This is a genomic window from Roseibium sp. (assembly GCF_039982295.1).
Taxonomy (GTDB): domain Bacteria; phylum Pseudomonadota; class Alphaproteobacteria; order Rhizobiales; family Stappiaceae; genus Roseibium.
The window spans coordinates 55,613-81,490 of record NZ_JBDWYP010000093.1; the positions used below are offsets into that span (position 1 = coordinate 55,613).

Below are 25,878 nucleotides of genomic sequence, written 5' to 3' on the forward strand. Positions count from 1 at the left end.
CAAGGTCTCGAGCCAGCGGTCTGGGGAGATTGCCGGCTCATCGGGGAGCAAAGGGATTTGTTAACATGGAGAATGCACAGCTCATAACCCTGTCTCGTCAGATGTCCCTGAGGAATCAGATGGACCTCGTCGCCAACAACATGGCGAACCTGACGACAACGGGTTACAAGACCCAGCGCATGGTCTTTGAGGAAGTCTTGATGCCCCTGGCTGAGGCGACCGAATTCATGCAGGGCGACAAGAATCTGTCCTATGTGCAGGACTACGGTGCAGGCCTGAACCTTCTTCAGGGAAGTGTCCGGCTGACTGGAAACGATTTCGACGTAGCGATCGATGGCGACGGCTGGTTCGCGGTGCAAAATGAAGATGGCACCGAAGCCTATACGCGCAACGGTGCATTTCACATCGCACCGACGGGCCAGCTGACGACGGCGGACGGCAAACCGGTCCTGACGGACGGCGGCCCGATCAGCTTCACCACCGAGGACGGCAAGGTCGATATTGCCGAAGACGGCACGATCGTGTCCGAACTGGGAATTCGCGGCAACATTCGCATTGTCGACTTCGACGATGCGGAAGACCTCAAGGCACTCGGCGAAAACCTCTACACCCATGAGGAGCCGCTCCCTGCAGAAAACCCAAGGGTCATTCAGGGCGCGCTCGAGCAATCGAACGTGCGTGGCGTGATCGAGATCGCCCACATGGTTCGCATTACCCGCGCCTATGAAACCGTTTCAAAACTGATGGCGGACACGGATGACCTGCGCAAACAGGCCATCCAGACACTCGGCCGACTTGAAGCCTGATCGCACCGAAGGACACGATAAATGAAAGCACTCCATATCGCTGCGACCGGCATGAAAGCCCAGGAGCTGAATGTCGAGGTCATCTCGAACAACGTCGCCAACATGCGCACGACCGGCTACAAGAAACAGCGCGCCGACTTCCAGGATCTTCTCTATCAAAACCTGCGCCGCATGGGCGCTGAGACCTCAACCACGGGCACCATCGTCCCGACCGGTGTCCAGATCGGCTCTGGTGTAAAGACTGCGGCAACCGCGCGGATCATGACCCAGGGCACGCTGGAGGCGACTGGCAAGGAGCTTGATGTCGCAATTCGTGGCGAAGGATTCTTCCAGATCCAGCTTCCCGATGGCAACACCGGCTACACTCGTGACGGCTCGTTCGAGCGCGACGCCAACGGCACGATCGTGACCATCGATGGTTACACCGTGGATCCCGGCATCGACATTCCGGAAGATTCAAGAGACATCACGATCTCGTCTGACGGGACGGTTCAGGTGATCGACGGCAACGGCGCGACCAACAATCTCGGCCAGATCCAGCTCGCCCGCTTTGTCAACAAATCGGGCCTCGAAGCTATCGGCGACAACCTCTACCTCGAGACGGACGCCAGTGGCGCACCCCAGATCGACAATCCTGGTACGGACGGTTATGGCGACCTTCAGCAGAGCTACCTGGAAATGGCAAATGTAGACGCCGTTACCGAGATTGCCGACCTGATTTCCGCCCAGCGCGCATATGAGATGAACTCAAGGATCATCCAGGCCGCTGACGAAATGTACTCCACCACAACCAACATCCGGTAAGGAGACAGCGCCATGAAACGCCTTCTAGTCCTTGCCGGACTTGCACTTGCAGCATTGGCTGCACCTGCCTGTGCCCAGAGCGATCTTCGGCCGGTCCTGCGGTCCGAGGTCTCGACCCTCGATCAGATCGTCACCGTTGGCGACTTCTACACCTCTGCCGGCGAGTTCGCGCAGGTTCCCCTGTTCAGATCTCCGGACCTTGGAACATCAGGCAACGTACCGGCAGAAACCGTCGCGCGCCGCGCACGTGCCGCTGGCCTGGTCACCGCCGGCACCGATGGTCTGAATGAAGTCGTGGTTCATCGGCGTGCTGATGTCTATGACCTCGAGCGCCTCAAGGACCTGGCCAGCAGAACACTCGCACAGCGGGATGCGAGCCTCGCCCCCCGGGACCTTGAGATCACCTTCTACCGCGCCCCTTCCCAGATACAGGCAAACCCGTCCTCACAGGAGCCGGTTGTGGTTGACCGTGTCCTGTGGTCACGCACCGACGGACGGTTCACGCTTTATCTTAGTGTCGATGGCGCCCGGGGAAGGTCCAGTTTTCAGCTGACCGGTTTCGCCCGCGAGATGATGGAAGTGGTTGCTCTCGCCCGGCCACTGAACCGCGGTGGTATCCTGAAAGCAGCTGACCTCACCACAGTCCGCCTGCCGCGCCTGCAAGTACCTTCCAATGCGCTGATCTCGAGCGAAGACATCGCAGGACTTGCTGCCCGCGGCAATCTTCGCGCCAACAGCCCGTTGACGCGGAACGACTTCGAACGGCCGGTTATCATCGCCAGGGGCGAGAAGGTCACCGTGAACTTCGAAATCCCGGGCATGAAACTGACAACACGCGGCCAGGCAATCGACAGCGGCGCCAAGGGTGATGTGATCGACATCATGAACCTGGACTCCCGGCGGATTGTGCCGGCCATCGTCACCTCTCGCGGACACGTGCGCATCGCACGCTCCAATCCGATCGTCGCCAGCCTTGATGGGGGCAATCAATGAGCACTCTGAAGTCCGGAAAATTTCTTCTTCTCGGCATTGCCGTGGCAAGTCTTTCTGCCGGCTGCGGCGCACCTGACCGTCTGTCCCAGGTTGGACAGCAACCCGCCTTGAACGCCATTCAGGATCCGACAACAACTGCAGGCTACCGCCCCGTTCAGATGCCGATGCCTGAACCGCAGAAGGCGCATTACAACGCCAACTCCCTCTGGCGATCGGGCAACAGGGCCTTCTTTGAGGACCAGCGCGCCAAACAGATCGGCGATATTCTGACCGTTGTCGTAACCATCTCCGACAAGGCGGAGTTTGACAACACCACCGAACGATCCAGATCGGACAGCAGCTCCAACGGCGTCGGCGGCGCATTGGGCACAGCGATCGACACCATCTTCATGCCTGCCGGCGTTGCCGCCAGCGACATCGCATCGGTCGACAGCAGCTCAAACTTCTCCGGCGAAGGCAGTGTGGACAGGGAAGAAACCCTGGAGACAAGCGTTGCTGCCGTTGTTCTGCAGGTTCTTCCCAACGGCAATCTCGTGATCGAAGGACGCCAGGAAGTGCGCGTCAACTTCGAGGTTCGTGAACTGGTCGTTGCCGGTATCGTCCGTCCGGAAGACATAAGCTCGGACAACACCATTGCCAGCGAGAAAATTGCCGAGGCGCGTATTGGTTACGGCGGGCGTGGCCAGATCACCGATGTCCAGCAACCGCGCTACGGCAGTCAGGTCCTCGACATCATGCTCCCCTTCTGATGCGCGGTTGACAAGCGCTATCAGTCAAGCTCCCCCGGCGGTCGATCATGGTGTTCTAGAAGCCATACTCGATCGCTGACAACGGGCACGGTATCTCGCTCCCCGAGTGCCGTGCCCGTTTTCATTTTCAGAACATGATCCGACAGCTGTCGCAGGAACGGACATTTCTCCAGCCACAAAAAAGCCCTCCCGAAATTCGGAAGGGCTTTTTCAATTCAAAGCTGTTCCGCCTGGCTCAATCGTCGCGGTAGACTTTCTCGCGGCGCTCGTGCGCTTCCTGCGCTTCAATCGACAGCGTCGCAATCGGGCGCGCTTCAAGTCGTCGGAGAGCAATCGGCTCTCCAGTCTCTTCGCAGTAGCCATAGCTTCCGTCAGAGATCCGCTCCAGCGCGGCATCAATCTTGGAAATCAGCTTGCGTTGCCGGTCTCGGGCACGCAGCTCAATTGATCGGTCTGTCTCAGAAGAAGCGCGGTCAGCGAAGTCAGGATGGTTCTGACTTTCTTCCTGCAGGATCACAAGGGTCTCCTTGCTCTCCCTTAGAATGTCGTCTTTCCAGGCAAGCAGCTTGTTCTTGAAGTACTCACGCTGCCTGTCATTCATAAACGGCTCGTCTTCGGTGGGTCGATATTCAGACTCAAGTTCAACCGTCATAGATAGCTCCGGATTCCCGTTAGGCCGCGGGCAATATATCTCCGAGACCCTGAACCGACAACGGTCGTTTTGTTAAAAATGATGTTACAAAAAACATAGTTAATTCAATTACTTGCAATTTTTCGCAGTTTTTCAGGCCTCTTCCGCTGTTGCAAGGCCACCTGCTAGTCCGTGAATCGGCCAAGTTTTGCCAATTCGACTTTGACACGCAATTCGATCTCGCGAAGCACCGAATCCACCTCCTCATCGCCGCTCTCGACATGGTTGCCAACTTCATGAGCGAGCGCTTCCAGGCGGTCCTCCGAAATCAGCCCACCAAGCAGATCGGTTTTTATGGATTCAAGCCCGTCCAGAAGCGAATGGCCATGACGGGCGGCTTTGCGGCGACGTTCAGGATCCTCGCCGACCTCCTGAAGCGCCAGGAGAGCATCCATGCCCTGAACGCCCATCGCGCTGGTGGTCGCGGCGGTCGGGCTGCTATCGTCCCCCATCTCCGGTGTGAAAGCATCGCCAGCGGACCCGCTGCGTTTTTTCGCCCCCCGGCCCTGCACGCCAGAAACTGGTTTTTGTCCGGTAATTCGCATGGTGTGTCCGCTCCGTTGGCACCGGCCTCATTCCCGAGTGCGCACCGCCGAGTGTCAGAATCTTCCCTGAAGGGTAAATGAATCCGAGCACGGTCGGCAATATTTGCCGCCAACTTCGCACCATTCATTTTTCCCAACTCCAGCCGAAAACTGAAAAATGGCAGAAATACTGAAAATTTCCGTCACTTCGGCGTCTTGGCAGAGTTTGGCACATCTCTCGCATTATGAGAGCCAGAAAACATCGGCAGCATTTTGCCGGTTCCACAAACGCCCTGGATACAGGTAGATCGCATGACCAATGGCATTTTCTTCAGGTTCTTCGCTGTCGTGCTCTGCATGACGCTCCTGACGACTGCTGCCCTGTCCGCGTCCCGCATCAAGGACATTGCAGACTTCGAGGGAATTCGTGAAAACCAGTTGATCGGATACGGCCTTGTTGTTGGCCTGAACGGAACCGGTGACGGACTAAGAAATGCTCCCTTCACCAGACAGAGCCTGCAAGCAATGCTGGAACGTCTTGGTGTAAACACCCGCGACGTCGATCTGAACACAAACACGGTCGCAGCCGTGATGGTAACGGCAAACCTGCCGCCCTTTTCCACACAGGGAACACGCATCGACGTTTCTGTCAGCGCACTCGGCAACGCTGCCTCCCTTCAGGGCGGAACGTTGTTGGTCACGCCGCTCGTGGGCGCAGACGGCGAAGTCTATGCAATCGCTCAGGGCTCGGTCGCCATAGGCGGCTTTTCCGCTCAGGCAGATGCCGCGTCTGTGGTCCGAGGTGTTCCCACAGCCGGGCGCATCGCAAATGGCGGCCTGGTTGAGCGTGAAGTCGAATTCAAACTCGCCTCCTTGACGACGCTGCGCCTGGCGCTGCGCAATCCGGATCTCACCACGTCTCGCCGCATCGCACTTTCGATCAACGAGCTGATCGGCATGCCAACGGCCGAACCTCTCGATCCAGGCACCGTGCGTATTGACCTGCCACGCGAGTATGACGGCAACATCGTGGATCTGCTGACCGACATCGAGCAGCTCATTGTGGAACCAGATCTCGCTGCGCGTGTCGTGATCGACGAAAATTCCGGCATCATCGTCATGGGCCAGGACGTCAAGGTCTCCATGGTGGCTGTCGCACAGGGCAATCTGACCGTCACCATCGCCGAGACACCTGAGGTTTCTCAGCCCCTGCCCTTCGCCAACGGTCAGACTGCAATCGTTCCCCGATCGGAACTCTTCGTCAACGACGATCCCGACGCCAAACTGGCGATCGTTCCCGAAGCGGTAACACTTAAGCAACTTGTCGACGGTCTGAATGCCCTTGGTATCGGCCCGCGCGACATGATCTCTATCCTTCAGGCAATCAAGGCATCCGGTGCCCTGCAAGCTGACATCGAGGTGCTTTGATAATGTTCAACCCAGCTCAATCCGTTTCCGCACAGGCAAATCCGATTGATGCGCTTGCCGGCGTGGACAGGTCGAACAAGAGCGCTGTTCGTGATGCCTCCGAGAAATATGAATCCGTCTTCCTGAAGAACATGCTCGAAGCCATGTTCACCGGCCTTGAAGAAGGCGGAACCTGGGGAAGTGGCAACGGCGCCGAGGCCTGGCGCGGAATGATGATCGACGAATACGCAAAATCCGTCTCGGATGCCGGCGGCATTGGCCTTGCCGACACCATCGAACGGCAACTGTTGGAACTCCAGGAGAACTCGCAATGACCGTGCATACGGAAACCCAGAACATGCCGTTCTCGCTTGAGCGTCCGACCAGCCCTACTGAAGCGAACCTGTTTTGCTCGACCTTGAGCAGCACAATGGAAACGCTGCTGGCGCTGATAGAAAACGAGACGGACCTGGTCAGAGGTGGCAAACTGAAGGAAGCCGGTACGCTGCAGCCTGAAAAAGCCCGGCTGATCCACGAATACACTCGCGGCATGATGTGCGCCAAGGAACATGCCGTTGCACTTGGCAACATGGCTCCGGCGTCGGCGCAGAACCTGAAGCGGCAACACGCCGAATTCCAGCCGGTACTCAGGATAAACCTTGCTGTCCTGTCAACCGCGCGCGAGGTCGCGAGCAGCGTTGTCTCGAGCGTTGCAAAGGCCGTCGGCGCGCAGCAGAGAAGCACGACATATGGACCAGGTGGCGCGTCTGCTTCCGGCCCGAGAGCAGCAAGCGGAATAGCGATCAATCAATCGCTTTGAGGCTTGTGGCCTGAGCCCGCCTTGAGCAACGCTCTTCGCATGCAGAACCTCGAAAGCCGTAGCGTCATGCTACGGCTTCTTGCTGTCAGGTTTGCCGCAAGGTCAATTTTGAAGTATTATTTGCCTAACTTGCTTCTTGCACATGCCATTGATCTAAAAAACGAATCAGTCAGCAAGTGCAGTTATCTAAAATTATAACCGTTCCGTTAACGTCGGATTCATTCCCTTACGTTACCCTCAACTCTCATCGGGTATTGTTTTTCGTAACCCGGAGGGAAAGACGATGGAATCGGCACTCGTCCGGCCACCCTTGCCGTCTTATACGGCGATCACGCCGGAAGCCCGCGCCCCAGAGCGCATTGAACCTGCAGCTAAGACTGAACTGCCCGCAAGCAGCACGGTCAACCCATCCGCCGACGCGAATGATGCGCGACGCACAGCTGACAACAAGCGCAGTCAAGAGCTACAAACTCAAGCTCAACAACTTGATCGACGAAATGTTCGCGATCCGGAAAGCGACAGCCTGATCTACATCGCGACAGACAGCGATACAGGTGAAGTGGTCCAGCAGGTTCCCAGTGAAACCTTGCGCCGTCTTCGCGCATACGCAAAGACGATTTCAGATCAGGCCAACGAAGCCCGATCGCAGAACATCGCCAAGACCGCCTGAGCAGTCACCCGAAGGCAGACCACACGCCTTACCCCGTAAGCGGCGCTGAGAACCACCCAGGATCAAGCGCCGCATGACACATCCGCCACGCTTTGCGTGAGCGGATTTTTTGTGTTTCGACCCCACACACAACACCATGGTAAATGAAAGTAAAAAACCACACAGCCACAAACATATAACAAATATATTTAGCATTAACCAAATAAATTAACTCTACAAATTCACGCATATTTAAACTTAAAATCCAGTAACCTAGTTAATTAGGATTCGATACAATTTTTACCGGCAGAGTTCGCATGTCGTTCAGGAAGAATGACTAGGGAAAACAGAAGGAACTCTGTAATGGGTGGTATTACTCTTTCAAGCGCAGTGCGCACTAACTTGAACTCTCTTCAGGCTACTTCTGAGCTGATGAGCTCGGTTCAGGAAAAACTTTCAACGGGCAAGAAGGTCAACTCGGCTCTCGACAACCCGAACTCTTTCTTCACCGCAAAGGGCCTGGAAAACCGCGCGAGCGATCTGTCCACCCTGCTCGACGACATGGGCCAGTCGGTCCAGACGCTCAAAGCAGCGGACAAGGGGATCGAGGCGATTTCCGATCTGGTTGATTCCGCAAAAGCGAAAGCGAACCAGGCACAGCAAACCTCCAGCCAGTCAGAACGTGCTCAATATGCCTCAGAGTACAATGAGCTGATGACCCAGATAGAGGACATCGCGAAGGACAGTGGTTACGGTGGCAAAAACCTCCTTGGCGGCACCGGTAACGATCTCTCGGTGACCTTCAACGAAGACGGCTCTTCCAGCCTGGGCATTTCGTCGGTGGACTACACTGACACGTCATCGTCCACTGGCCTGAACCTGTCGGACCTGACAGAGGCAACCAGCGGGACAGCGACACTCACCGTCACTGGAACTGCCGGAACCACGCTGGACTCCACGGCAAACTTCGCGACTGGTGACGTGATCACTCTCACTGACGCCAACGGCACCGAAGTCGCGTCCCTGGAGATCGAGGCCGACACCACGATCGAAGATCTGGAAGCCCTTTATGACGATGTTGACGGCGCAAGCGCTGCTTTCGCCTCCAACACGCTGACGGTAACATCTGATTTCAAGCTGACAACAGCATCTTCGGATGCGACGCCCGCCAACTTCACGACCGACGGTACAGACTCGGGCTTTGCGACGGATTCAGATATCGATGCAGCGCTTTCCAAACTGAAAGGCGCTCAGGACACCCTGCGCTCGCAGGCATCCACATTCGGTACCAACCTGTCGATCGTGGAAGGTCGCCAGGACTTCACCAACGCCATCATCAACACGTTGGAAGAAGGCGCCGGCAAACTGACGCTGGCCGATACCAACGAGGAAGGCGCGAACCTGCTGGCTCTTCAAACCCAGCAGACCCTCGCCTCGACCTCACTCTCGCTGGCGGCTCAGGCAGACCAAAACGTTCTGCGCCTCTTCTAAGGCGAAGCCAACAAAAACAAGTAGATGGCGGGGAATAGCCCGCCATTTATTTATTCATGTTCACTTATACTTAAGGTTAGATTGTTGCTAACCATGTTTCTTAACGTCTGTTTACGATTGGAGATGCCATTTTTTCCGCGTCGAACCCAGGAAGGGTTCCGTATCGCGTAATCCTAGAAAGGATCAGAAAATGGCTGATAGCATCAATCTTTCGAGCGCGGTTCGCTCAAACCTCAATGCCCTCCAGGCAACTTCAAACATGATGACCTCGGTTCAGGAGAAACTCTCCACCGGCAAAAAGGTCAATTCGGCACTCGACAATCCAAATTCCTTCTTTACTGCGAAGGGACTGGAAAATCGTGCAAATGACCTGTCTTCCCTTTTGGATGACATGGGTCAGTCCGTTCAGACGTTGAAGGCCGCCGACAAAGGTATCGAGGCGATCAGCGACCTCGTCGATGCAGCCAAGGCGAAAGCAAACCAGGCGTCCCAGACCTCTAGCCAGACCGAACGTTCTCAGTATGCCGAAGAGTACAATGAACTTCTGACGCAGATTGAAGACATCGCAAAGGACAGCGGTTACAAGGGCAAGAACCTTCTCGGTGGTACCGGTAACGATCTCTCCGTGACCTTCAACGAAGACGGCTCTTCCAGCCTGGGAATTTCGTCGGTCGACTACACAGACAGCTCTAGCTCCACAGGGCTTAACCTGTCTGATCTTGCGACCTCCTCAAGCGGCACAGCAACACTCGCTGTTACCGGCACTGCCGGAACCACTCTGGACTCCACGGCCAACTTCGCGACTGGCGACGTGATCACCCTCACCGATGCCAATGGCACTGAAGTTGCGTCCCTGGAAATCGAAGATGACACCACCATCTCCGATCTGGAAGCTCTCTACGATGATGTAGACGGCGCGAGTGCCGAGTTTGCCTCAAACACCCTGACAGTTACGTCTGAATTCCAGCTGACCACGTCCTCATCGGATGCAACACCTGCTGACTTCACGACGAACGGAACAGATTCTGGCTTTGCGTCAGACACTGATATCGATGCAGCGCTTTCCAAACTGAAAAGCGCTCAGGACACCCTGCGCTCGCAGGCGTCCACATTCGGTACCAACCTGTCCATCGTTCAGAACCGTCAGGATTTCACCAATTCCATGATCAACACTTTGGAAGAAGGTGCTGGCAAACTGACATTGGCTGACACAAACGAAGAAGGCGCGAACCTGCTGGCTCTTCAGACCCAGCAATCCCTCGCCTCAACGTCCCTGTCTCTGGCTGCTCAGGCCGACCAGAACGTTCTGCGTCTCTTCTAAGAAACGCAAGACGTCGAGAACTAGAACGGCGGGCACTCACCCGCCGTTTTCTTTAATTGAAACAGATTGTTAAGGTTAACTGACGCTAACCACGTTTCTTCACACAACGTTTTCCTGAACAAACCATTTCTAGAACGCGAGACCCAGGAAGGGTCGTTGTTAAAGCTTAGTCCTAGAAAGGAATAAACATGGCCGATATCACTCTCTCCAGTGCCGTTCGCTCGAACCTCAATGCACTGCAGGCCACTTCCGACCTCATGAGCTCGGTTCAGGAAAAACTCTCAACGGGCAAGAAGGTCAACTCGGCTCTCGACAACCCGAACTCTTTCTTCACCGCAAAGGGCCTGGAAAACCGCGCAAGCGATCTCTCCTCCCTGCTTGACGACATGGGCCAGTCGGTCCAGACGCTGCAGGCGGCGGACAAGGGGATCACAGCGATCTCTGATCTGGTTGATGCAGCAAAAGCGAAGGCGAACCAGGCTGCTCAAACATCCAGCCAATCCGAGCGCGCTCAATATGCCTCAGAGTACAATGAGCTCCTGACGCAGATTGAAGACATTGCAAAAGACAGTGGCTACAAGGGCAAGAACCTCCTTGGCGGCACCGGCAACGATCTCTCGGTGACCTTCAACGAAGATGGCTCTTCCAGCCTGAGCATCTCTGCCGTTGACTATACTGATGCGTCATCTTCCACTGGCCTGAACCTGTCGGATCTGACAGAGGCGACCAGCGGGACAGCGACACTCGCCGTCACTGGAACTGCCGGAACCACGCTGGACTCCACGGCAAACTTCTCCACCGGTGACGTGATCACCCTCACCGATGCCAACGGTACCGAAGTCGCGTCCCTGGAGATCGAGGCCGACACCACGATCGGTGATCTGGAAGATCTTTATGACGATGTTGACGGCGCAAGCGCTGCTTTCGCCTCCAACACACTGACTGTGACATCAGACTTCAAGCTGACAACAGCATCTTCGGATACGACGCCTGCTGATTTCACGACTGACGGCACCGATTCCGGCTTTGCGACGGATTCAGATATCGACGCAGCGCTTTCCAAACTGAAAGGCGCTCAGGACACCCTGCGCTCGCAGGCATCCACATTCGGTACCAACCTGTCGATCGTGGAAAGCCGTCAGAGCTTCACCAACGACATCATCAACACGTTGGAAGAAGGTGCTGGCATGCTGACGCTGGCAGACACCAACGAGGAAGGCGCGAACCTGTTGGCTCTTCAGACCCAGCAATCCCTCGCTTCAACCTCCCTGTCTCTGGCATCCCAGGCAGACCAGAACGTTCTGCGTCTCTTCTAAGACACTCAGACATCAACGACGTGAACGGCGGGCCCAAGCGGCCCGCCGTTTTTTTTGCCTTGGCGAAGCCCCCTTTCCCCACGAAAAGCTATCCCGCCCAAGACGTTAACCAGTCATTAACCCTAAAAGTGCGACTGATTAACCATTGATTAGGGTTAACAGAAGATGATCCTAGTCAAGCCGCTCAGGACGAGCGGATCAAATTTTGGGACCCAGGAAAGGGAACACAAGTGGACGATATCACCCTCTCCGCCGGAGTACGGCAGAACCTCCTCACACTTCAGTCAACCGCGGACATGATGTCCGGTGTCCAGAACAAGCTGGCAACCGGCCTGAAGGTGAACTCGGCTCTCGACAATCCAAATTCCTTCTTCACCGCATCGGGTCTAAATTCCCGCGCGAGTGACCTCAGCAATCTTCTGGAAGACATGGGGCAGTCGCTGCAGACGATCAAGGCAGCTGACGAAGGTATTTCGACAATCACCGACCTGGTCGAATCCGCCAAGGCGAAAGCCAATCAGGCGCTTCAGACCCAGAGCCAGTACGAGCGCGCAAAATTCGCTGCCCAGTACAACAATCTGCTCGAGCAGATTGAAGACGTTGCCAAGGACTCTTCCTATAAAGGCAAGAACCTTCTTGCCGGCGACGGCAACGATCTCACAACGATCTTCAATGAGGACGCAACCTCGAAATTGAAAATCGGCGCCGTTGATTACACAGACGCAGCCTTGTCAACCGGCCTTAACTTGTCTGATCTCGTCGAAGGTCAAGGCGGCGCAACCTCTTTCCAGCTCGAAGGCGGCGAAGCTACATTTGTTCTCACCGACGGCACAACAACGCTGAATTCAAGCTCTCTTTTGAGCGACTCTACAGCCTTCAACGTCGGCAACAACATCAGCCTCCACGACGGGACAACGGCTTCTGCCCAAATTTCAGGATCTACGGTAACCGTAGCCTCGGATACGACGGTACAGGACCTCATCAACCAAATTGAGGATACGGCCGGCGTGAGCGCCGAATTTGATGAGGCAACCGGCACGCTGACAATTGTCTCAAACGACGACCTGAGCTTGCGCAATGACGGCGCTGGAACCGGCTCCGGCACCGCTACCCTGTCAACGCTCAATGCAACCAAGTTTACGGCATTGACCACCAATTTGTCGGATTCGGGCTCCTATAAGGTCGGAGACACGCTCACACTAACTGACGGTAACAATTTCGAACTGGGTTCACTCGAAATTGAAGAAGACACGAGCATCGATGATCTGACCAATTTCATCGACGATTTCGCTGGTGTAAGCGCCACCTTTAATACGACCACCGGCAAACTGGCACTGCTGAGTGAAACTGACTTGTATCTCACGAGCGACAACGCTGACTTCAACGCATCCGCATTTACTGCAGATACTGATGGTGTCACCATCGCAGCTCTAACTGACAGCGGGTTCGCAACTGACAACGACATCAACCGCGTCGTCGACAAGCTGAACAATGCGCTTGAAAACCTGCGTTCTCAAGCATCCGAATTTGGTACCAATCTCTCGACCGTGGAAATTCGGCAGGACTACACCAAGTCGATGGTCAACACGCTGGTTGAAGGTGCGGGGTTACTGACCCTGGCCGACACCAACGAAGAAGGCGCGAACCTTCTGGCTCTTCAGACACGCCAGCAGCTCGCCTCAACGTCCCTCTCCTTCGCTTCTCAGGCGGATCAGACGGTACTTTCCCTCTTCTAAGAAGAATCAGGCGAAAGCACGACTCACAAGCTGACAATCGGAAACGGCGGGGCCTTGCCTCGCCGTTTTCGGCGTTTTTCGCCTAAGAGCCCAAATTAGCTTCAAATTTTTCCCTTTATTTCCAGATAGTTAAAAGAAAGTTTTTGGTAACTCCTCCTACCAAACCATTAACAGGTGCACTGGCGGTTAACTTTCCATTTACACTTCGCTCCAATCACCTTCAGCCGAAGGTATTGGAAACGTAAGCCTTTCGACTAAGGCGCCTGTAAATGATGTGGTGACCCCAAATGAGCGATATTGTCCTTTCTAGTGCCGTTCGGGAAAACTTGCTCTCCTTGAAAAGCACGGCCAAGCTGCAATCGACGACGCAAAACCGGCTGGCAACCGGATTGAAAGTCAATTCCGCGCTAGACAACCCAAATTCGTTCTTTACAGCGTCCGGCTTGAATGACCGAGCGAGCGACCTTTCCAATCTCCTCGATAATATGGGCCAGGCAGTCCAAACGATCCGCGCCGCAGATGACGGCCTCACCGGCATCACAAGGCTTGTTGAGTCCGCCAAGGCAATCGCCAACCAGGCGCTTCAGACCCAAAGCGAATACCAGCGCAAGACCTACACCGAGCAATACAACGACATTCTCGAGCAAATCGAGGATCTCGCACGTGACTCCGATTACAAGGGCAAGAACCTTCTCGCTGGTCTTGGCAATGAACTCCAGGTGATCTTCAATGAAGACAGCACCTCAAACCTCACAGTTGATCCGGTAGATTTCACCGACACCACGCTTTCGACGGGCCTAGCGCTTTCAGATCTCGAGAACGGTGCTGGCGCGACCTCGTCCTTTACGGTTGCAAGCGGGTCAACAACTCTCGATTTGACGGGGCTCCAGGCGTCTTCGAAGCTTTCCGATCTGACAGACTGGGTTGATGGCAATATCATATCTGTCTCGGATGGTACCACCACCACTACATTCACCGTTGGATCAGGCGCAGGTGAAATCGAGACGGTTCAAGATTACGTCAATGCTCTCAACGGCGTTCAGGGCATTAAGGCGTCTTTCGATGAAACCACTGATCAAATTACGATAGACTCTGGCCTTAACCCAGCAAACACACTTTCAATTTCCAAGGACGCAACGTCTGGCGGCACCGCGACCAACGGCGGCGTAGGCGCCGGCACGACCACTCTTACAACCTCGGTCATGACAGCTGCCGCTACTTTGACGTCTTCCGGTGGTTTTGAAGTTGACGATGTTCTCTACATTACCGATGGAAATGGTTTCGAAGCGGCTTCCATCGAGATCGATGACGACACAACTGTCAGCGACCTCGTCAGCCTGATCAAGTCAGTCAAGGGTCTCGATGCGAATTTTGCATCCGGCAGCATTTCCATGGAAGGCGATGTTTCATGGTCGATCACGAGCAGCAACCAAGACTTCAACATCGATGAATTCGCGACGACGGACGGTACCGTCAACCTGACAGCCACCGACTCCGGCTTCAAGGACGACACCGACATCGAGCGTGTTCTGCAGGCGATTAACTCGGCCCTGGATGAACTGCGCTCTGCGGCCGGAGAGCTTGGAACGAGCCTGTCCACCGTCGAGATCAGGACGAGTTTCACCGAAGAGCTTATCAATACGCTTGAGGTCGGAGCCGGCGCGCTGACAATCGCTGACATGAACGAAGAAGGCGCCAACATGCTTGCCCTTCAGACACGTCAACAGCTGTCTTCGACCGCGCTCTCTCTCGCGAACCAGGCCGAACAGAGCGTGCTTAGTCTTTTCGGTTAAAAACAGCAGAAAATTCGTTAAGGTTTCTGGTCTGCGCGTTAACTGTTGCGCAATGTTGCTCCCGGATACTTTTGAGGTGGAGGTCAAGGAATGGCGCTCAAGGTCGAGCTTAAACCGGGTGAGCGGATTATCATCGGCGATTCAATCATCACCAATGACAATCAAAGAACCCGTCTGTTTATCGAAGGCCAGGCGCCAATCTTGCGTGAGAAGGACATTCTCACGCCAGCCACAGCGGATACACCTGCAAAACGCGTCTATCTGGCCGTCCAGCTGATGTATCTTTCAAGTGAAGTGGACAGAATTCAGGACAACTACTTCACTCTTGTAAATGATATCGTAAAGGCTGCACCGAGTACAATTCCATACGTCACGCGAATTAGTAACTCGATAATAACCGGTGCCTTTTATAAAGCCCTGAAAGAAGCACGTAAGCTCATCGAGTACGAGAGGACGCTGATCGGCCATGTACAAACAGGCAGCGCAGGCTTACCAGAAGACGAGTCAGGTGGCAGTGTCACCGAGGGAGCTGGAAGCAACCCTTCTGATGAAGGCGGCAGCGCGACTTCAGTTGATCAAGGATGAATGGGAAGAAAGCTCCTTCGCCGAAAAGGACGAGGCGCTCGCCTACAACAGGAAGCTATGGACAATCCTGGTAACCTCAGCCACGAGTGCCGAGAGCCAGCTACCCCAGGATATCAAGAACAATTTGGCATCTCTTGGCGTGTTTGTGTTCAAACACACAATGGCGATAATGATCGAACCCGTTCCGGAAAAGCTGGGCACTCTGATTTCCATAAACCGCAACATAGCGGAAGGTCTTCGGGCACAGGCCGAGTAGGAACAAACCGCTAGATGACAAAAAGACCGGCACCTTCTTGGAAGATGCCGGTCTTTTTCATTTGCGAATTCGACTACAGGCTTCCTGCCAAGGCCTTAGAGGTAGTCGACGATGCTCAGATTATAAACGATCGACGACGCCCTGTAGGACGCCTCTATGTTGGTCTGAAGCTGAAGGATTTCCGCTGCCAGAAGCTCGTTGTCGACACCTTCAATCTCACCGATCGTCGTCAGGTAGCTGGACCTCATCTGGTCATGCCGATCATCCGCGCTCTCGACCGCACGATGAGCGATGGAAATTTCCGTCGAAATATCAACGATTCCGGACTGATCCGCAGTATCCGGCTCCAAAACCGCGCGCAGCTCTGTTGCGAGTGCGGAGTGATACAGTTTGTCATTGTCCGTTCCTGCAGAGAAATCCGCGCTTACAAAGGTCGCAAGCGCCTTCATCAAGTCCGTCAGCCCCTGCTCATTCGCGCGCGCACCATAGTTGACCGTTAAATTTGTATCGATAACGGCGCTCTTGTCTTCGCGCGCATTCGTCGTTGCCGAATTTTCGCCGGTGTACCAAGCGACTGTCGTGGAACCGCCCGCCGTCAGGGCTGTGGCCGTATCATATGGCGGACCATCGATCCGCATGGGCTCTACGCCACCAAAGGTATCGAAGAAATTGTCGGCCGCCCAATCGTCCGACAAGGCCTTGAGGTTTGTTTGTGCTTCTTCTTCAAGCGCCTCGGAAATTGCTGTCCGAAGGTTCTCCGCCGTTTCCTCCAGATCTGCGCCGATGGCAAAGGCGCCCTCACCGCCAGTAGATGTCGCTTCGAGCTCGATCGTGAAGGTATCGGTGTGGTCTGGTGGCAAGGTGAATTCGACGGCAATCGTCTCGCCCAATGTCGGCTGTCCGGTAAATTGAACATCGAAGGTGTCAGGATCTCCACCGCCTGGGCCGGTGATCGCAACGTTGCTCAAGCTTGACGTGACTGTGGAGATGTCAAAGCCGAAGTCGTGTGCACCGTCTTCCGAAATCGTGAAGGTCGAATCCGTTGGCACACCAGCTGCGTAGTTTGTCGTCAATGCCGAGATATCTAGACGGCCGTTTTCATTGACCCCTAGATTGGCCTGCGAAAATTCATCCATCACCGTCTTGAGACCGTCGAGCCCATCAGCACCTTCCAGAATGTCCTGAATGGCCGCCACCGGGTTGGAGTAGGCATCGCTGCCGCCGTATAGGTAATGACCTGCAACTTCCGTGTTCAACAGGTTGGCGACTTCAAAAAGCAGCACCTCGGCAGTGGCCTGGGATTGCGTCTGCCCATCGGACTGCAGAACGAATTCATTGGGATCGAGAGCCGATTTCGCATCCCGGCGTATCTCTTCCAGACGTTCGAGCGTCAGGTTCAATGTCTCGATATGGAGGCTCGCGCTGACAATGGTCTCTTTATAGGAGTCGATCTGTCCGACCTTCTGCGTAAGTTCCAGATCGAGCAGGCGGTTGTTACCGATCCCCCCAAAGGTTGTCGAAACCTTGCCGGTTGCAAGCTGAGTGGTCTTTTCCGTCAGCGTTTTGCTCAGGCTCGTGACCTGTTTGGTCATATAGGACCGGGATGTGGAAATCGTATCAACGGCCATATTGCACCTACACTGTATTCAGAAGGACGTCGAAGAGCTCATTCACGGCCTGCATAACTCTTGCGTTGGCCGAATAAGCATTTTCCAACTCGATCAGAAACGCCATCTCCGAATCGACATTGACCGAGTAGCTTTCCTCGTAGCGAACCGCGAGATTTGTCGTCAGGGTTTCTTTGGCCTGAGCATAAGTCGCCGCATCGCTTGCCTGGTTGCCCTGATAGGCAACCACCTGGTTCACATAGGTCATCAGCGTTCCTTCATAAGGCGTCGCTGCATTGCCAATGCCTGCATCCGGATCAAACGTCGTTCCCGCTTGAGTCAGTTGCTCAAGCAGATATTCTGCCCGCGAGGAATCGTTGGGTGAATTCGTTTCCGGTGTTGTCTCGTAGTAGACCAACAGCGAACTATCCGTCGTGAGAGACGAGTTCACCGCGATGGATTGAGCGAAACCAACACGTTGCCCACCGTCTTCCAGGGCATCGGTAAAGAGTTCCTTGCCATCTCTTTGGTCAACAAAGATCGAAAGTCCCAGCCCCTGATCCGTATCTGCAGTCGGCGTCACGCTCGCAGTCAAGCTTGAGACCGAAGCCGGAGCCCCGACATCTCCCAGGACCTGCAGGTTTCCTGAGCCATCGTCAGATACCTGGAGATCTGTGGCAGCCAAAGCCGCAATCATCTGCGTCACATAGGTTGCCGGTGTCCCACTCGAGATGTCGATGCCATAAACCGTGTCATCGGCCCGCGCTGTCGCGCTGTCATCCAATGGCAGAAGCGTCGCATCGTCTACTGCGACAAACGTAACGTTCTGGGTATCCCCGGCAGAGTCCTTATAGGTCAGGGAAACCGTATTTCCCGCCTGAAGAGCAGAGACATCCAGCACGAACCCTTCATCGGCACCGACGGTGGTCTCAACGCCTTCAACAGGAACGTTCGACATGGCGAGAGACAGTTCAGCTGCAATGGTGTCCAGCTGACTTTGCGCCTGAACCAACACCTCGTCCCGAACCTCGGCAAGCGCAACCAGTGACCCTGATTCCGAACCAGAGATAAGATCGAACGTGGTGCCGCCGGGCGTGGTGACCAGAACGGTGTTGCCCGGCTCACCAGGCTGAAAGTAGTTGGTCGGCGAGAAAGACAGAACTGAAGCCTGGTTGTTCGCCAGAAGCTGCTGTCCGGTGTGGGACTTGATCTGCAGCATTCCATTGCTTTCTTCGGTCACCTCAATATCGAGATAACCGGAAAGCTGTTCGACGTAGCGGTCGCGTTGGTCCAAAAGGTCCGCCACCGAGTTGTTGGCAACCCTCGCCTCCTGGATCTTCTCGTCAATATCCTGAATGCTCTGAAGGAGCTCGTTGACATCCTCGGTCTGACCGATAAGCAGGGTGTCAGCGTTCTCCCTAAGCTCGTTGATCGACTCGTAGGAACTGTTGAGCTGACGCGCGAGATTGTCTGCTGCGGCGACAACCTCCTGCTGAGCAGCATAACTGCTCGGATCATTTACCAGAGATGACAATGCTGAAGAGAAGTCCGTCATCAAAGCATTGAGGCCGGAACCGTCGTCGATTGTGCCGAACAGATCATCCAGGCGCGTGGTGAACGTCGAGATCTGAGACGCATAGTTGGTCTCGGAAAGTGATGCAAAGTAAGAGGACTGGATGCTCTCATCCACCGAGCGCTTCACTTCGCTCGACAAAATCCCCGATACATTGCCCTGCCCATCGAAGAAAACATTGGCCTCGACGGACTTGGTTGAGTAGCCAGCGGTGTCGGCGTTGGCGATGTTCGACGCGGTAACATCTATCTGCTTTTGATTGTAGGTAAGGCCGAAAAGAGCCGTGTTCAGAGCGGATGTCAGTCCCATGGCTTTGCCTCCTACACTCTTAAACCATCAAGGAAGTTCGGCGGAGCGGCTGGCTCCGCCGATTTGAAATGGGTTACCGAACCATATTCAGAGCGCTGTCGAGCATTTCATCCGCAGAAGTTACGATCTTGGAGTTCGCGGAATAGGCCTGCTGGGTCACGATCAGCTTAGAGAACTCAGATGCGATATCGGCATTGGAAAGTTCAAGCGCGTTCGAGATAATCGAGCCGCCAGCGGTGAGATCAGGTTCACCTGATGTTGGTGTCGCGGCAAAGGCAGCACCATTAACACGCTCGAGCGCTTGTTCGGCATCGAATGTCGCGAGCGGGATCTCGTAAAGACTGCGCGTTTGGCTATTGGAATAGCTTGCGTTGATACGCCCGGACTCATCAATGGAAATGCCTACGATCTCTCCAGCAGCATACCCATCCTGATCAAGCGTTACGGAGCTCGCCACACCATTTGGATCAGAATATTGGGTGAGCGAACCGCTCGAGAATGCCACTTCAACGTTGGAGGTTGTCACGTCGCCAACCGTCAAACTTGCAATATCAAATCCGTCAGAGGTCGCGTTGACCGTACCGATTGAGCCTGCTGTGAGACCGGACATATCTCCTGAACCGTCAAAGGTAACTTGGCCGACCTGAAGCCAAGCTGGGTCATTTCCGCCACTACTAACGTAGTAGTTCCAAGTATCTTCTACAGGAACACCCGCGTCCGCATTAACCGTTTTACCCCAACGCACCTCCACATTAAGAGCTGTACCATTCTCATTGTAGATCGTGGTCGACCCACCGGAAATGGTTCCGTCAAGGAATGCATCTTCGTTAGCTGCAGTCACATCCCCAGTACCGACGGTCCCAGTATCGAGCAACGCGGTCGCAGGATCGGATCCATCGTAGTCGTTCGTCTCAGGAACAGTTGGGAGGTTCGCCTGATAATCGATCAAGGTAGTCGCCTCGGCCGGGATCGGCTGATCATCAATTTCAATGACGCCCGGGGTATCACCAACCGCATTGCCCGTATCTGCATCCAGCTCAAAGCCCATCAGGTAGTAGCCTGAGCTATTCACCATGAAGCCATCTTCGTCGATCTCGAAATCGCCAGCGCGCGTATAGTAATTAGTGTCGGCGAATGTGGTTTGACCATCAACGACATCGCCGGCAGAGGTGACAACAAAGTAGCCCTCACCATTGACCGCCATATAGGTGTCTACATCATTGGCAGAAATATCACCCTGCACGGTGTTCGTTGCGCGCGAGGTTGAGTAAGTGGTTCCAGAGACCTGATCCGCTTGCACAGCACCTCCGCCGGACACCAGATCGGAGAAGGTCGTATCCAACCGCTTGTAACCGGTCGTCTGCGAGTTTGCGACGTTACCGGAAATATTCTCAAGAGCGGTTGCCTGAGCCGCCAGGCCGGAAACCGCCGAGTTAATAGCCCCGTAAATACCCATGTTACTTCCTCTTCAGGTCCGGGCAGACGCCCACAAATTGATTGCTGGAGAGATCGCAAGGGACATGCCAACTGCCAGGCGAAGTTTTTTATCCATATCTTTCAATGACTTATATTTTATCTATAGAAATAGACGGAAGAGCAAGCGCGGCAGAAAGAGACCAGCAGGCAAAAGATTCCTGCCACATCAGGCAAATCCGATCCCCTCCAGGGTCAAATCAGCGCCCGAACCTTCGCCGCTACGACCTTCTTGCACCGCAGAACGCCCGCCCCTAAGGTCCACGCAAAGAAGAAGGAATGGATGCTCACATGCGCTTTGAAGGCACCGAGGACTATATTGCCACCGAAGATCTCAGGATTGCCGTCAATGCGGCCGTCGCTCTCGAGCGGCCTCTTTTGGTCAAGGGCGAACCGGGAACCGGCAAGACCATCCTCGCCGAGCAGATTGCCGCCGCGCTGAAAGCACCCCTGATCGAGTGGCATGTAAAATCCACGACCAAGGCACAGCAGGGCCTTTATGAATATGATGCGGTGTCTCGCCTGCGTGACAGCCAGCTTGGCGACGAGCGGGTCAAGGACATCAACAATTACATTCGCAAAGGCAAACTCTGGGAAGCCTTCACGGCACCGGAGCGCCCTGTCCTGCTGATCGACGAAATCGACAAGGCCGACATTGAATTCCCCAACGACCTGTTGCTGGAACTCGATCGGATGCAGTTCCACGTTTACGAGACAGGTGAGACCGTCAAGGCGATCAGGCGTCCGGTCGTGATCATCACCTCAAACAACGAAAAGGACCTGCCGGATGCATTCCTGCGCCGCTGTTTCTTTCACTTCATCAAATTTCCCGACAAGGAAACGATGGCCGAGATCGTGGAGGTTCACTTTCCCGGGCTCAAACAGCGCCTGCTATCAGAAGCCCTGAACCTCTTCTATGAAGTACGCGATGTTCCAGGTCTCAAGAAAAAGCCCTCGACGTCAGAACTGATCGACTGGATCAAGCTGCTCGTGAACGAGGATGTGGATGCCCAGACACTGCGCATGGACGACAAGAAGAATCTGATCCCACCTCTGCATGGCGCGTTGTTGAAAAACGAACAGGACGTCCATCTGTTTGAGAGACTTGCCTTCATGACACGCCGTGAACGACAATAACGTTCGATTCTGGGATCGGAGATCGGCAGATGAGCAAAGGCAGTTCCTTCGACAGCCTCCCTTGGCGCACTCTCATTTTGTACCTGTCCTGCCTGTTCGCGGTCGTTCCTGCGAAGGCCCAAACCCCGGACACCCAACAACAAGTGGGCTGGGTCAGCGATGTCCTGGGCATGCGCCATTTCAATGGCCTGCGCTGCCCGGACATGGTCGGCAGCCTTTTTCGCACCAAGGTTCTGGCCGCAGATGCAGATAGAATGGCAGGCTGCGTCTATTCGGGCAGAGACGGGTTCCGGGCAATTTTGCGCCAGCATCTGTCGGGCACCGGTGCCAGTTCTGCCGCCGATTTCCTAAGAGCCTATAAAGCGTCGGGTTTTACTCAGGTCTCTCTGTCGGGCGTCGCTGCTGGCGGCATTTCCTTCAAGACCCGGGACTGGACACCAACGACCCTATGCGAAACCCTTTGGCGGTTTTCCGGCAGAAATGCTGATTTCACCCTTTGGATGGCCTATGCCCTGCCAACACAGGAGGGCGACGTCGGCCCGGCAATCGATGCCTTCACGGAAATCCTCAATCGACAAAACTGAGGCTTTCGAGGGCTCTGCCCAAAAAACATGTGTCTTTGTTGATCTGACCCACTTCAATGATGTGGCGATTTTGTTCCAGGGCCCTTGAGAGACGATCGGAGTTCCCGTGCTGCAACTTTTCCTGCTCCGCCATGCGAAATCCGATTGGGGAAATCCTGAACTGAAGGATTTTGACCGTCCCCTCAGCAGCCGGGGCCGGGGAGCTGCCCGCACCATGGGCGCCTATATGGAGAAGAACCAGCTTCAGCCGGATCTCATCCTCTGCTCTTCATCCCAAAGAACCCGCGAAACCCTCGCCAAGCTTCTGCCCCATCTTCGTCGTCAGACTGAGATTCGCCTCCTGAACTCTCTCTATGACGAAAGCGAGGACAGCTATCTTCCGATCATCCGGGCCAGGGGCGGGAACGCTGGAAGCTTGATGGTCATTGGCCACAACCCGGCAACGGAACAGACCGCCCATGCGTTGTTTGCCAAAGGCGACAACGCCCTAAAGGCGGATATGGAGTTGAAGTATCCCTCCGGAGCCCTGACGGTCTACAATTGCCCCGTAACTGACTGGACGTCTCTGGAAATTGGAACCGCTCGGCTGGAGCAATTCATCAAGCCACGCAGCCTGCAAGCGGAAACCTCTTGATTGCTAATTTGGGGTGTACTCCCTACATGAGCGTCAGGAGATCAACGCTTGATTAGAATACTTGATATTGCTGACGAAGCCCGGCTGACGCTCGCCAACCTAGCCGACACGGCAAGCGATCTCGCCGTCCCGAACCTTCGTCTTGGCGTCACAGGCCTGGCGCGCGCAGGCAAAACCGTGTTCATCACGGCATTGGTTCACAATCTCATTCATGGCGGACGCCTGCCTGTGTTCAATGCCGCCGCCGGGGGCAGGCTTACACGCGCGTTTCTCCAGCCCCAACCTGACGATGCTGTTCCAAGGTTCGACTATGAGTCTCATGTTGCGGCGCTGCTTGAAGAACGCCTCTGGCCCCAGTCGACACGCCAGGTCTCGGAACTTCGACTGACTATTGAATACGAAAGCGCATCCTACCTGGCGCGCAGGCTCGGCCCCGGCAAACTTAACATAGATCTGATCGACTACCCCGGTGAATGGCTCCTGGACCTACCGCTGTTGAAGCGCTCCTATGCGGAGTTTTCCGTCGAGGCACTCAAGCGCGCACGCGCAGCTAACCGTGGCGAAATCGCCGCGCCATTCCTGGCCGAGCTATCCGGCATCGATCCGGATGGGCCGGAAACCGAAACAAGTGCCCAAGCACTTTCAGAAACCTTCAAGACCTACCTGGCGGCCTGCCGACAGGATAGTCATGCACTGTCCATGTTGCCGCCCGGCCGGTTCCTCATGCCCGGTGACCTGGACGGCTCTCCTGCGCTGACATTCGCGCCGCTCGACATTCCGTTCGATGCTGCCCCCGCCCGCACAGGCACCTTCAGAGCCATGATGGAGCGTCGATATGAGGCCTATAAGACCCATGTTATTCGCCCCTTCTTCAGAGATCATTTTGCACGGCTTGATCGCCAGATCGTTCTGGTCGATGTCCTCCATGCGCTGAATGCCGGCCCAGATGCATTGACTGATCTTCAGGTCGCGTTGGGCGAAGTCATGACCTCATTTCGGCCGGGAAGAAAGTCCTGGCTGGCGTCGATTGTAAGTCGCCGGATCGACAGGATCCTCTTCGCAGCAACAAAGGCCGATCACCTGCACAGGGAAGACCACGACCGGCTGGAGGCAATCCTGAGAAAGCTCGTTGCAAAGGGCATGGAGCACGCACAGTACAAGGGCGCAGAAGTGGATGTCCTTGCGCTGGCCGCCGTGCGCGCGACCCGCGAAGCCACAGTCAAACATGGCGGCCAGGAGCTGCCCGCTATCTTGGGAACGCCACTCCCAGGCGAAGGCGTAGACGGTACGCGATATGACGGAAAGTCGGAAATCGCCATGTTTCCCGGGGACTTGCCCGAAGATCCTGAATCAGTCTTTCAGACAGTTGAATCAATATCTCCAAACTCAGTTGAAGTTGATTCTTCACTTCAATTCCTCAGGTTTCGCCCACCACGTCTGGACCGCACAGCCGAAGGCATGAAGCTCTCGCTGCCCCACATCCGCCTCGACCGGGCCATCGAATTTCTGATCGGAGATCGTCTACGATGACCGACCATCCCAATGACCAGCGGGCCTCCAACTCCCCGTCCCGCCCGGCAAGAAAGCCAGCTGCCTTTTCTCTGGATGACGAGCGTGTTCGCTACGCTGACGAAGATCCCGATGAGGTTCTGAGCGCAGAAGCTCTGATCTCCATGGCAGCCGATGACGAGACCATTCCGCGCCTGCCCGCTGAGACGAGCAAACCCTCCAAGAGCTTCTCATTCGGCAAGTGGATCGCGATCGGATTGGGTGGCCTTGTCAGCCTTTCAGTTGGCCTCGCCATAGACAATCTGATCCGTGACCTGTTCGCCCGCACAGACTGGCTGGGCTGGACTGCGACCGGCCTCGCGGCCGTCGCCGTCCTCGGGCTCCTTGGTCTCGCCCTGAGAGAGTTTCTTGGCATCTTGCGGGTCGGCAAGATCGATCACTTGCGCGACGCTCTCACGGATGCGGCAGAGGCAGATGATGCCAAGGCTGCCCAAGCTGGTCTCAAGGACCTGATCGCCCTTTACGAAGGCCGACCTGAAACCGCCCGCGGCCGCAGGGCACTCGCCGGTCACATGCGCGAAGTGATCGATGGCCGGGATCTGGTGATCCTCGCCGAGCGCGATCTGCTCGCCCCCCTCGATCTGGAAGCACGCCGCATTGTCATGAACAGCGCCAAGCGAGTGTCCGTGGTCACCGCGGTCAGCCCCCGGGCACTTGTCGATCTTCTCGCGGTGCTTTTCGAGAACATCCGCACCATACGCCGCCTGTCGGCTCTCTATGGCGGTCGTCCGGGCACCCTCGGCTTCTTTCGCCTCACCCGCCAGGTTGTCACCCACCTTGCGCTGACCGGCGGGATGGCAGCTGGAGACAGCCTGACATCACAGGTGCTGGGCCACGGCTTGGCGGCGCGTCTGTCAGCCCGCCTTGGTGAAGGTGTCATCAACGGCCTTCTCACGGCGCGCATCGGCATCGCCGCCATCGCCGTCTGCCGTCCAGCTCCTTTTGTCGCAACCAAGGGACCGAGCGTGACTGACTTCATGGGCGAACTGGTTCAGCGGGCGGAAAAAGAGGACATGGCCAAGTAGGCAGGGCGAAAACTGTCCTCTCGACA

At 55.5% G+C, this 25,878-nt stretch carries 25 protein-coding genes; 20 read left to right on the forward strand and 5 right to left on the reverse strand.

Annotation, left to right across the window (positions count from 1 at the left end):
- Positions 1-65 precede the first annotated feature (65 nt).
- The 4 genes from flgF to flgH are packed head-to-tail and all read left to right on the forward strand — an operon-like array spanning position 66 to position 3,352.
- Positions 66-806, forward strand: a complete 741-nt coding sequence (gene flgF, locus ABJZ52_RS22670) for a flagellar basal-body rod protein FlgF (protein ID WP_348186393.1) — start codon at positions 66-68, stop codon at positions 804-806.
- Positions 807-827: 21 nt separating this feature from the next.
- Complete coding sequence (gene flgG / locus ABJZ52_RS22675) at positions 828-1,610, forward strand: flagellar basal-body rod protein FlgG (protein WP_348186395.1); 783 nt, start codon at positions 828-830, stop codon at positions 1,608-1,610.
- A gap of 12 nt (positions 1,611-1,622) precedes the next feature.
- Positions 1,623-2,603: a flagellar basal body P-ring formation chaperone FlgA gene (gene flgA / locus ABJZ52_RS22680; protein ID WP_348186397.1), complete on the forward strand. Its 981-nt coding sequence runs from the start codon at positions 1,623-1,625 to the stop codon at positions 2,601-2,603.
- Positions 2,600-3,352, forward strand: coding sequence for a flagellar basal body L-ring protein FlgH (gene flgH / locus ABJZ52_RS22685; RefSeq protein ID WP_348186399.1), 753 nt, complete (start codon positions 2,600-2,602; stop codon positions 3,350-3,352). Before flgA ends, flgH begins: the two co-directional genes overlap by 4 nt.
- A gap of 235 nt (positions 3,353-3,587) precedes the next feature.
- Here the strand turns inward: flgH and dksA are convergent, their stop codons facing one another.
- Complete coding sequence (gene dksA, locus ABJZ52_RS22690; RefSeq protein WP_348186401.1) at positions 3,588-4,004, reverse strand: RNA polymerase-binding protein DksA; 417 nt, start codon at positions 4,002-4,004, stop codon at positions 3,588-3,590.
- A gap of 164 nt (positions 4,005-4,168) precedes the next feature.
- Positions 4,169-4,588, reverse strand: a complete 420-nt coding sequence (locus ABJZ52_RS22695; RefSeq protein WP_348186403.1) for a flagellar assembly protein FliX — start codon at positions 4,586-4,588, stop codon at positions 4,169-4,171.
- Positions 4,589-4,924: 336 nt separating this feature from the next.
- On the opposite strand from ABJZ52_RS22695, the gene ABJZ52_RS22700 reads away from it, so the two are divergent.
- The 11 genes from ABJZ52_RS22700 (at position 4,925) to flaF (ending at position 15,941) form a co-directional block, all read left to right on the forward strand.
- Positions 4,925-5,995: a flagellar basal body P-ring protein FlgI gene (locus ABJZ52_RS22700; RefSeq protein ID WP_348186577.1), complete on the forward strand. Its 1,071-nt coding sequence runs from the start codon at positions 4,925-4,927 to the stop codon at positions 5,993-5,995.
- A 2-nt stretch (positions 5,996-5,997) separates the two neighbouring features.
- A complete protein-coding gene (locus tag ABJZ52_RS22705; RefSeq protein ID WP_348186405.1) occupies positions 5,998-6,309 on the forward strand; it encodes a rod-binding protein in 312 nt (103 codons plus the stop codon).
- A complete protein-coding gene (locus tag ABJZ52_RS22710) occupies positions 6,306-6,794 on the forward strand; it encodes a flagellar protein FlgN (protein ID WP_348186407.1) in 489 nt (162 codons plus the stop codon). Before ABJZ52_RS22705 ends, ABJZ52_RS22710 begins: the two co-directional genes overlap by 4 nt.
- 283 nt (positions 6,795-7,077) lie before the next feature.
- Complete coding sequence (locus ABJZ52_RS22715) at positions 7,078-7,464, forward strand: hypothetical protein (protein WP_348186409.1); 387 nt, start codon at positions 7,078-7,080, stop codon at positions 7,462-7,464.
- Between the two features lie 342 nt (positions 7,465-7,806).
- Complete coding sequence (locus tag ABJZ52_RS22720) at positions 7,807-8,934, forward strand: flagellin (protein ID WP_348186411.1); 1,128 nt, start codon at positions 7,807-7,809, stop codon at positions 8,932-8,934.
- Positions 8,935-9,124: 190 nt separating this feature from the next.
- Positions 9,125-10,255: a flagellin gene (locus ABJZ52_RS22725; protein ID WP_348186413.1), complete on the forward strand. Its 1,131-nt coding sequence runs from the start codon at positions 9,125-9,127 to the stop codon at positions 10,253-10,255.
- 188 nt (positions 10,256-10,443) lie between these two features.
- Entirely contained in the window at positions 10,444-11,571 is a 1,128-nt protein-coding gene (locus ABJZ52_RS22730) for a flagellin (protein ID WP_348186415.1), read from the forward strand.
- Between the two features lie 230 nt (positions 11,572-11,801).
- A complete protein-coding gene (locus ABJZ52_RS22735) occupies positions 11,802-13,307 on the forward strand; it encodes a flagellin (protein ID WP_348186417.1) in 1,506 nt (501 codons plus the stop codon).
- A gap of 287 nt (positions 13,308-13,594) precedes the next feature.
- Entirely contained in the window at positions 13,595-15,100 is a 1,506-nt protein-coding gene (locus tag ABJZ52_RS22740) for a flagellin (RefSeq protein ID WP_348186419.1), read from the forward strand.
- Positions 15,101-15,190: 90 nt separating this feature from the next.
- Positions 15,191-15,685 (forward strand): flagellar biosynthesis repressor FlbT, encoded by a 495-nt coding sequence (flbT, locus tag ABJZ52_RS22745; protein ID WP_348186421.1) that lies wholly within the window; start codon positions 15,191-15,193, stop codon positions 15,683-15,685.
- Complete coding sequence (flaF, locus tag ABJZ52_RS22750) at positions 15,567-15,941, forward strand: flagellar biosynthesis regulator FlaF (protein ID WP_348186423.1); 375 nt, start codon at positions 15,567-15,569, stop codon at positions 15,939-15,941. Before flbT ends, flaF begins: the two co-directional genes overlap by 119 nt.
- A gap of 95 nt (positions 15,942-16,036) precedes the next feature.
- Here the strand turns inward: flaF and ABJZ52_RS22755 are convergent, their stop codons facing one another.
- From ABJZ52_RS22755 to ABJZ52_RS22765, 3 genes are all read right to left on the reverse strand, one after another.
- Positions 16,037-17,569 (reverse strand): flagellar protein, encoded by a 1,533-nt coding sequence (locus tag ABJZ52_RS22755; protein WP_348186425.1) that lies wholly within the window; start codon positions 17,567-17,569, stop codon positions 16,037-16,039.
- 7 nt (positions 17,570-17,576) lie between these two features.
- Complete coding sequence (gene flgK, locus ABJZ52_RS22760) at positions 17,577-19,430, reverse strand: flagellar hook-associated protein FlgK (protein WP_348186427.1); 1,854 nt, start codon at positions 19,428-19,430, stop codon at positions 17,577-17,579.
- A gap of 73 nt (positions 19,431-19,503) precedes the next feature.
- Positions 19,504-20,886, reverse strand: coding sequence for a flagellar hook-basal body complex protein (locus ABJZ52_RS22765; protein WP_348186429.1), 1,383 nt, complete (start codon positions 20,884-20,886; stop codon positions 19,504-19,506).
- Between the two features lie 308 nt (positions 20,887-21,194).
- Here ABJZ52_RS22765 and ABJZ52_RS22770 point away from each other — a divergent pair, with 308 nt between their 5' ends.
- From ABJZ52_RS22770 to ABJZ52_RS22790, 5 genes are all read left to right on the forward strand, one after another.
- Complete coding sequence (locus ABJZ52_RS22770; protein ID WP_348186579.1) at positions 21,195-22,040, forward strand: MoxR family ATPase; 846 nt, start codon at positions 21,195-21,197, stop codon at positions 22,038-22,040.
- Between the two features lie 29 nt (positions 22,041-22,069).
- Positions 22,070-22,624, forward strand: coding sequence for a hypothetical protein (locus ABJZ52_RS22775; protein WP_348186431.1), 555 nt, complete (start codon positions 22,070-22,072; stop codon positions 22,622-22,624).
- A 106-nt stretch (positions 22,625-22,730) separates the two neighbouring features.
- Positions 22,731-23,258, forward strand: a complete 528-nt coding sequence (locus tag ABJZ52_RS22780) for a histidine phosphatase family protein (RefSeq protein WP_348186433.1) — start codon at positions 22,731-22,733, stop codon at positions 23,256-23,258.
- Positions 23,259-23,309: 51 nt separating this feature from the next.
- Entirely contained in the window at positions 23,310-24,788 is a 1,479-nt protein-coding gene (locus ABJZ52_RS22785; protein ID WP_348186581.1) for a YcjX family protein, read from the forward strand.
- Positions 24,785-25,852: a TIGR01620 family protein gene (locus ABJZ52_RS22790; protein ID WP_348186435.1), complete on the forward strand. Its 1,068-nt coding sequence runs from the start codon at positions 24,785-24,787 to the stop codon at positions 25,850-25,852. Before ABJZ52_RS22785 ends, ABJZ52_RS22790 begins: the two co-directional genes overlap by 4 nt.
- Positions 25,853-25,878 lie beyond the last annotated feature (26 nt).

Excerpts from the sequence above, each read along its gene's own strand:
- flgF (WP_348186393.1), top strand. The coding sequence starts at position 66 with ATGGAGAATGCACAGCTCATAACCCTGTCTCGTCAGATGTCCCTGAGG.
- flgG (WP_348186395.1), top strand. The coding sequence starts at position 828 with ATGAAAGCACTCCATATCGCTGCGACCGGCATGAAAGCCCAGGAGCTG.
- flgA (WP_348186397.1), top strand. The coding sequence starts at position 1,623 with ATGAAACGCCTTCTAGTCCTTGCCGGACTTGCACTTGCAGCATTGGCT.
- flgH (WP_348186399.1), top strand. The coding sequence starts at position 2,600 with ATGAGCACTCTGAAGTCCGGAAAATTTCTTCTTCTCGGCATTGCCGTG.
- dksA (WP_348186401.1), bottom strand. The coding sequence starts at position 4,004 with ATGACGGTTGAACTTGAGTCTGAATATCGACCCACCGAAGACGAGCCG.
- ABJZ52_RS22695 (WP_348186403.1), bottom strand. The coding sequence starts at position 4,588 with ATGCGAATTACCGGACAAAAACCAGTTTCTGGCGTGCAGGGCCGGGGG.
- ABJZ52_RS22700 (WP_348186577.1), top strand. The coding sequence starts at position 4,925 with ATGACGCTCCTGACGACTGCTGCCCTGTCCGCGTCCCGCATCAAGGAC.
- ABJZ52_RS22705 (WP_348186405.1), top strand. The coding sequence starts at position 5,998 with ATGTTCAACCCAGCTCAATCCGTTTCCGCACAGGCAAATCCGATTGAT.
- ABJZ52_RS22710 (WP_348186407.1), top strand. The coding sequence starts at position 6,306 with ATGACCGTGCATACGGAAACCCAGAACATGCCGTTCTCGCTTGAGCGT.
- ABJZ52_RS22715 (WP_348186409.1), top strand. The coding sequence starts at position 7,078 with ATGGAATCGGCACTCGTCCGGCCACCCTTGCCGTCTTATACGGCGATC.
- ABJZ52_RS22720 (WP_348186411.1), top strand. The coding sequence starts at position 7,807 with ATGGGTGGTATTACTCTTTCAAGCGCAGTGCGCACTAACTTGAACTCT.
- ABJZ52_RS22725 (WP_348186413.1), top strand. The coding sequence starts at position 9,125 with ATGGCTGATAGCATCAATCTTTCGAGCGCGGTTCGCTCAAACCTCAAT.
- ABJZ52_RS22730 (WP_348186415.1), top strand. The coding sequence starts at position 10,444 with ATGGCCGATATCACTCTCTCCAGTGCCGTTCGCTCGAACCTCAATGCA.
- ABJZ52_RS22740 (WP_348186419.1), top strand. The coding sequence starts at position 13,595 with ATGAGCGATATTGTCCTTTCTAGTGCCGTTCGGGAAAACTTGCTCTCC.
- flbT (WP_348186421.1), top strand. The coding sequence starts at position 15,191 with ATGGCGCTCAAGGTCGAGCTTAAACCGGGTGAGCGGATTATCATCGGC.
- flaF (WP_348186423.1), top strand. The coding sequence starts at position 15,567 with ATGTACAAACAGGCAGCGCAGGCTTACCAGAAGACGAGTCAGGTGGCA.
- ABJZ52_RS22755 (WP_348186425.1), bottom strand. The coding sequence starts at position 17,569 with ATGGCCGTTGATACGATTTCCACATCCCGGTCCTATATGACCAAACAG.
- flgK (WP_348186427.1), bottom strand. The coding sequence starts at position 19,430 with ATGGGACTGACATCCGCTCTGAACACGGCTCTTTTCGGCCTTACCTAC.
- ABJZ52_RS22765 (WP_348186429.1), bottom strand. The coding sequence starts at position 20,886 with ATGGGTATTTACGGGGCTATTAACTCGGCGGTTTCCGGCCTGGCGGCT.
- ABJZ52_RS22770 (WP_348186579.1), top strand. The coding sequence starts at position 21,195 with ATGCGCTTTGAAGGCACCGAGGACTATATTGCCACCGAAGATCTCAGG.
- ABJZ52_RS22775 (WP_348186431.1), top strand. The coding sequence starts at position 22,070 with ATGAGCAAAGGCAGTTCCTTCGACAGCCTCCCTTGGCGCACTCTCATT.
- ABJZ52_RS22790 (WP_348186435.1), top strand. The coding sequence starts at position 24,785 with ATGACCGACCATCCCAATGACCAGCGGGCCTCCAACTCCCCGTCCCGC.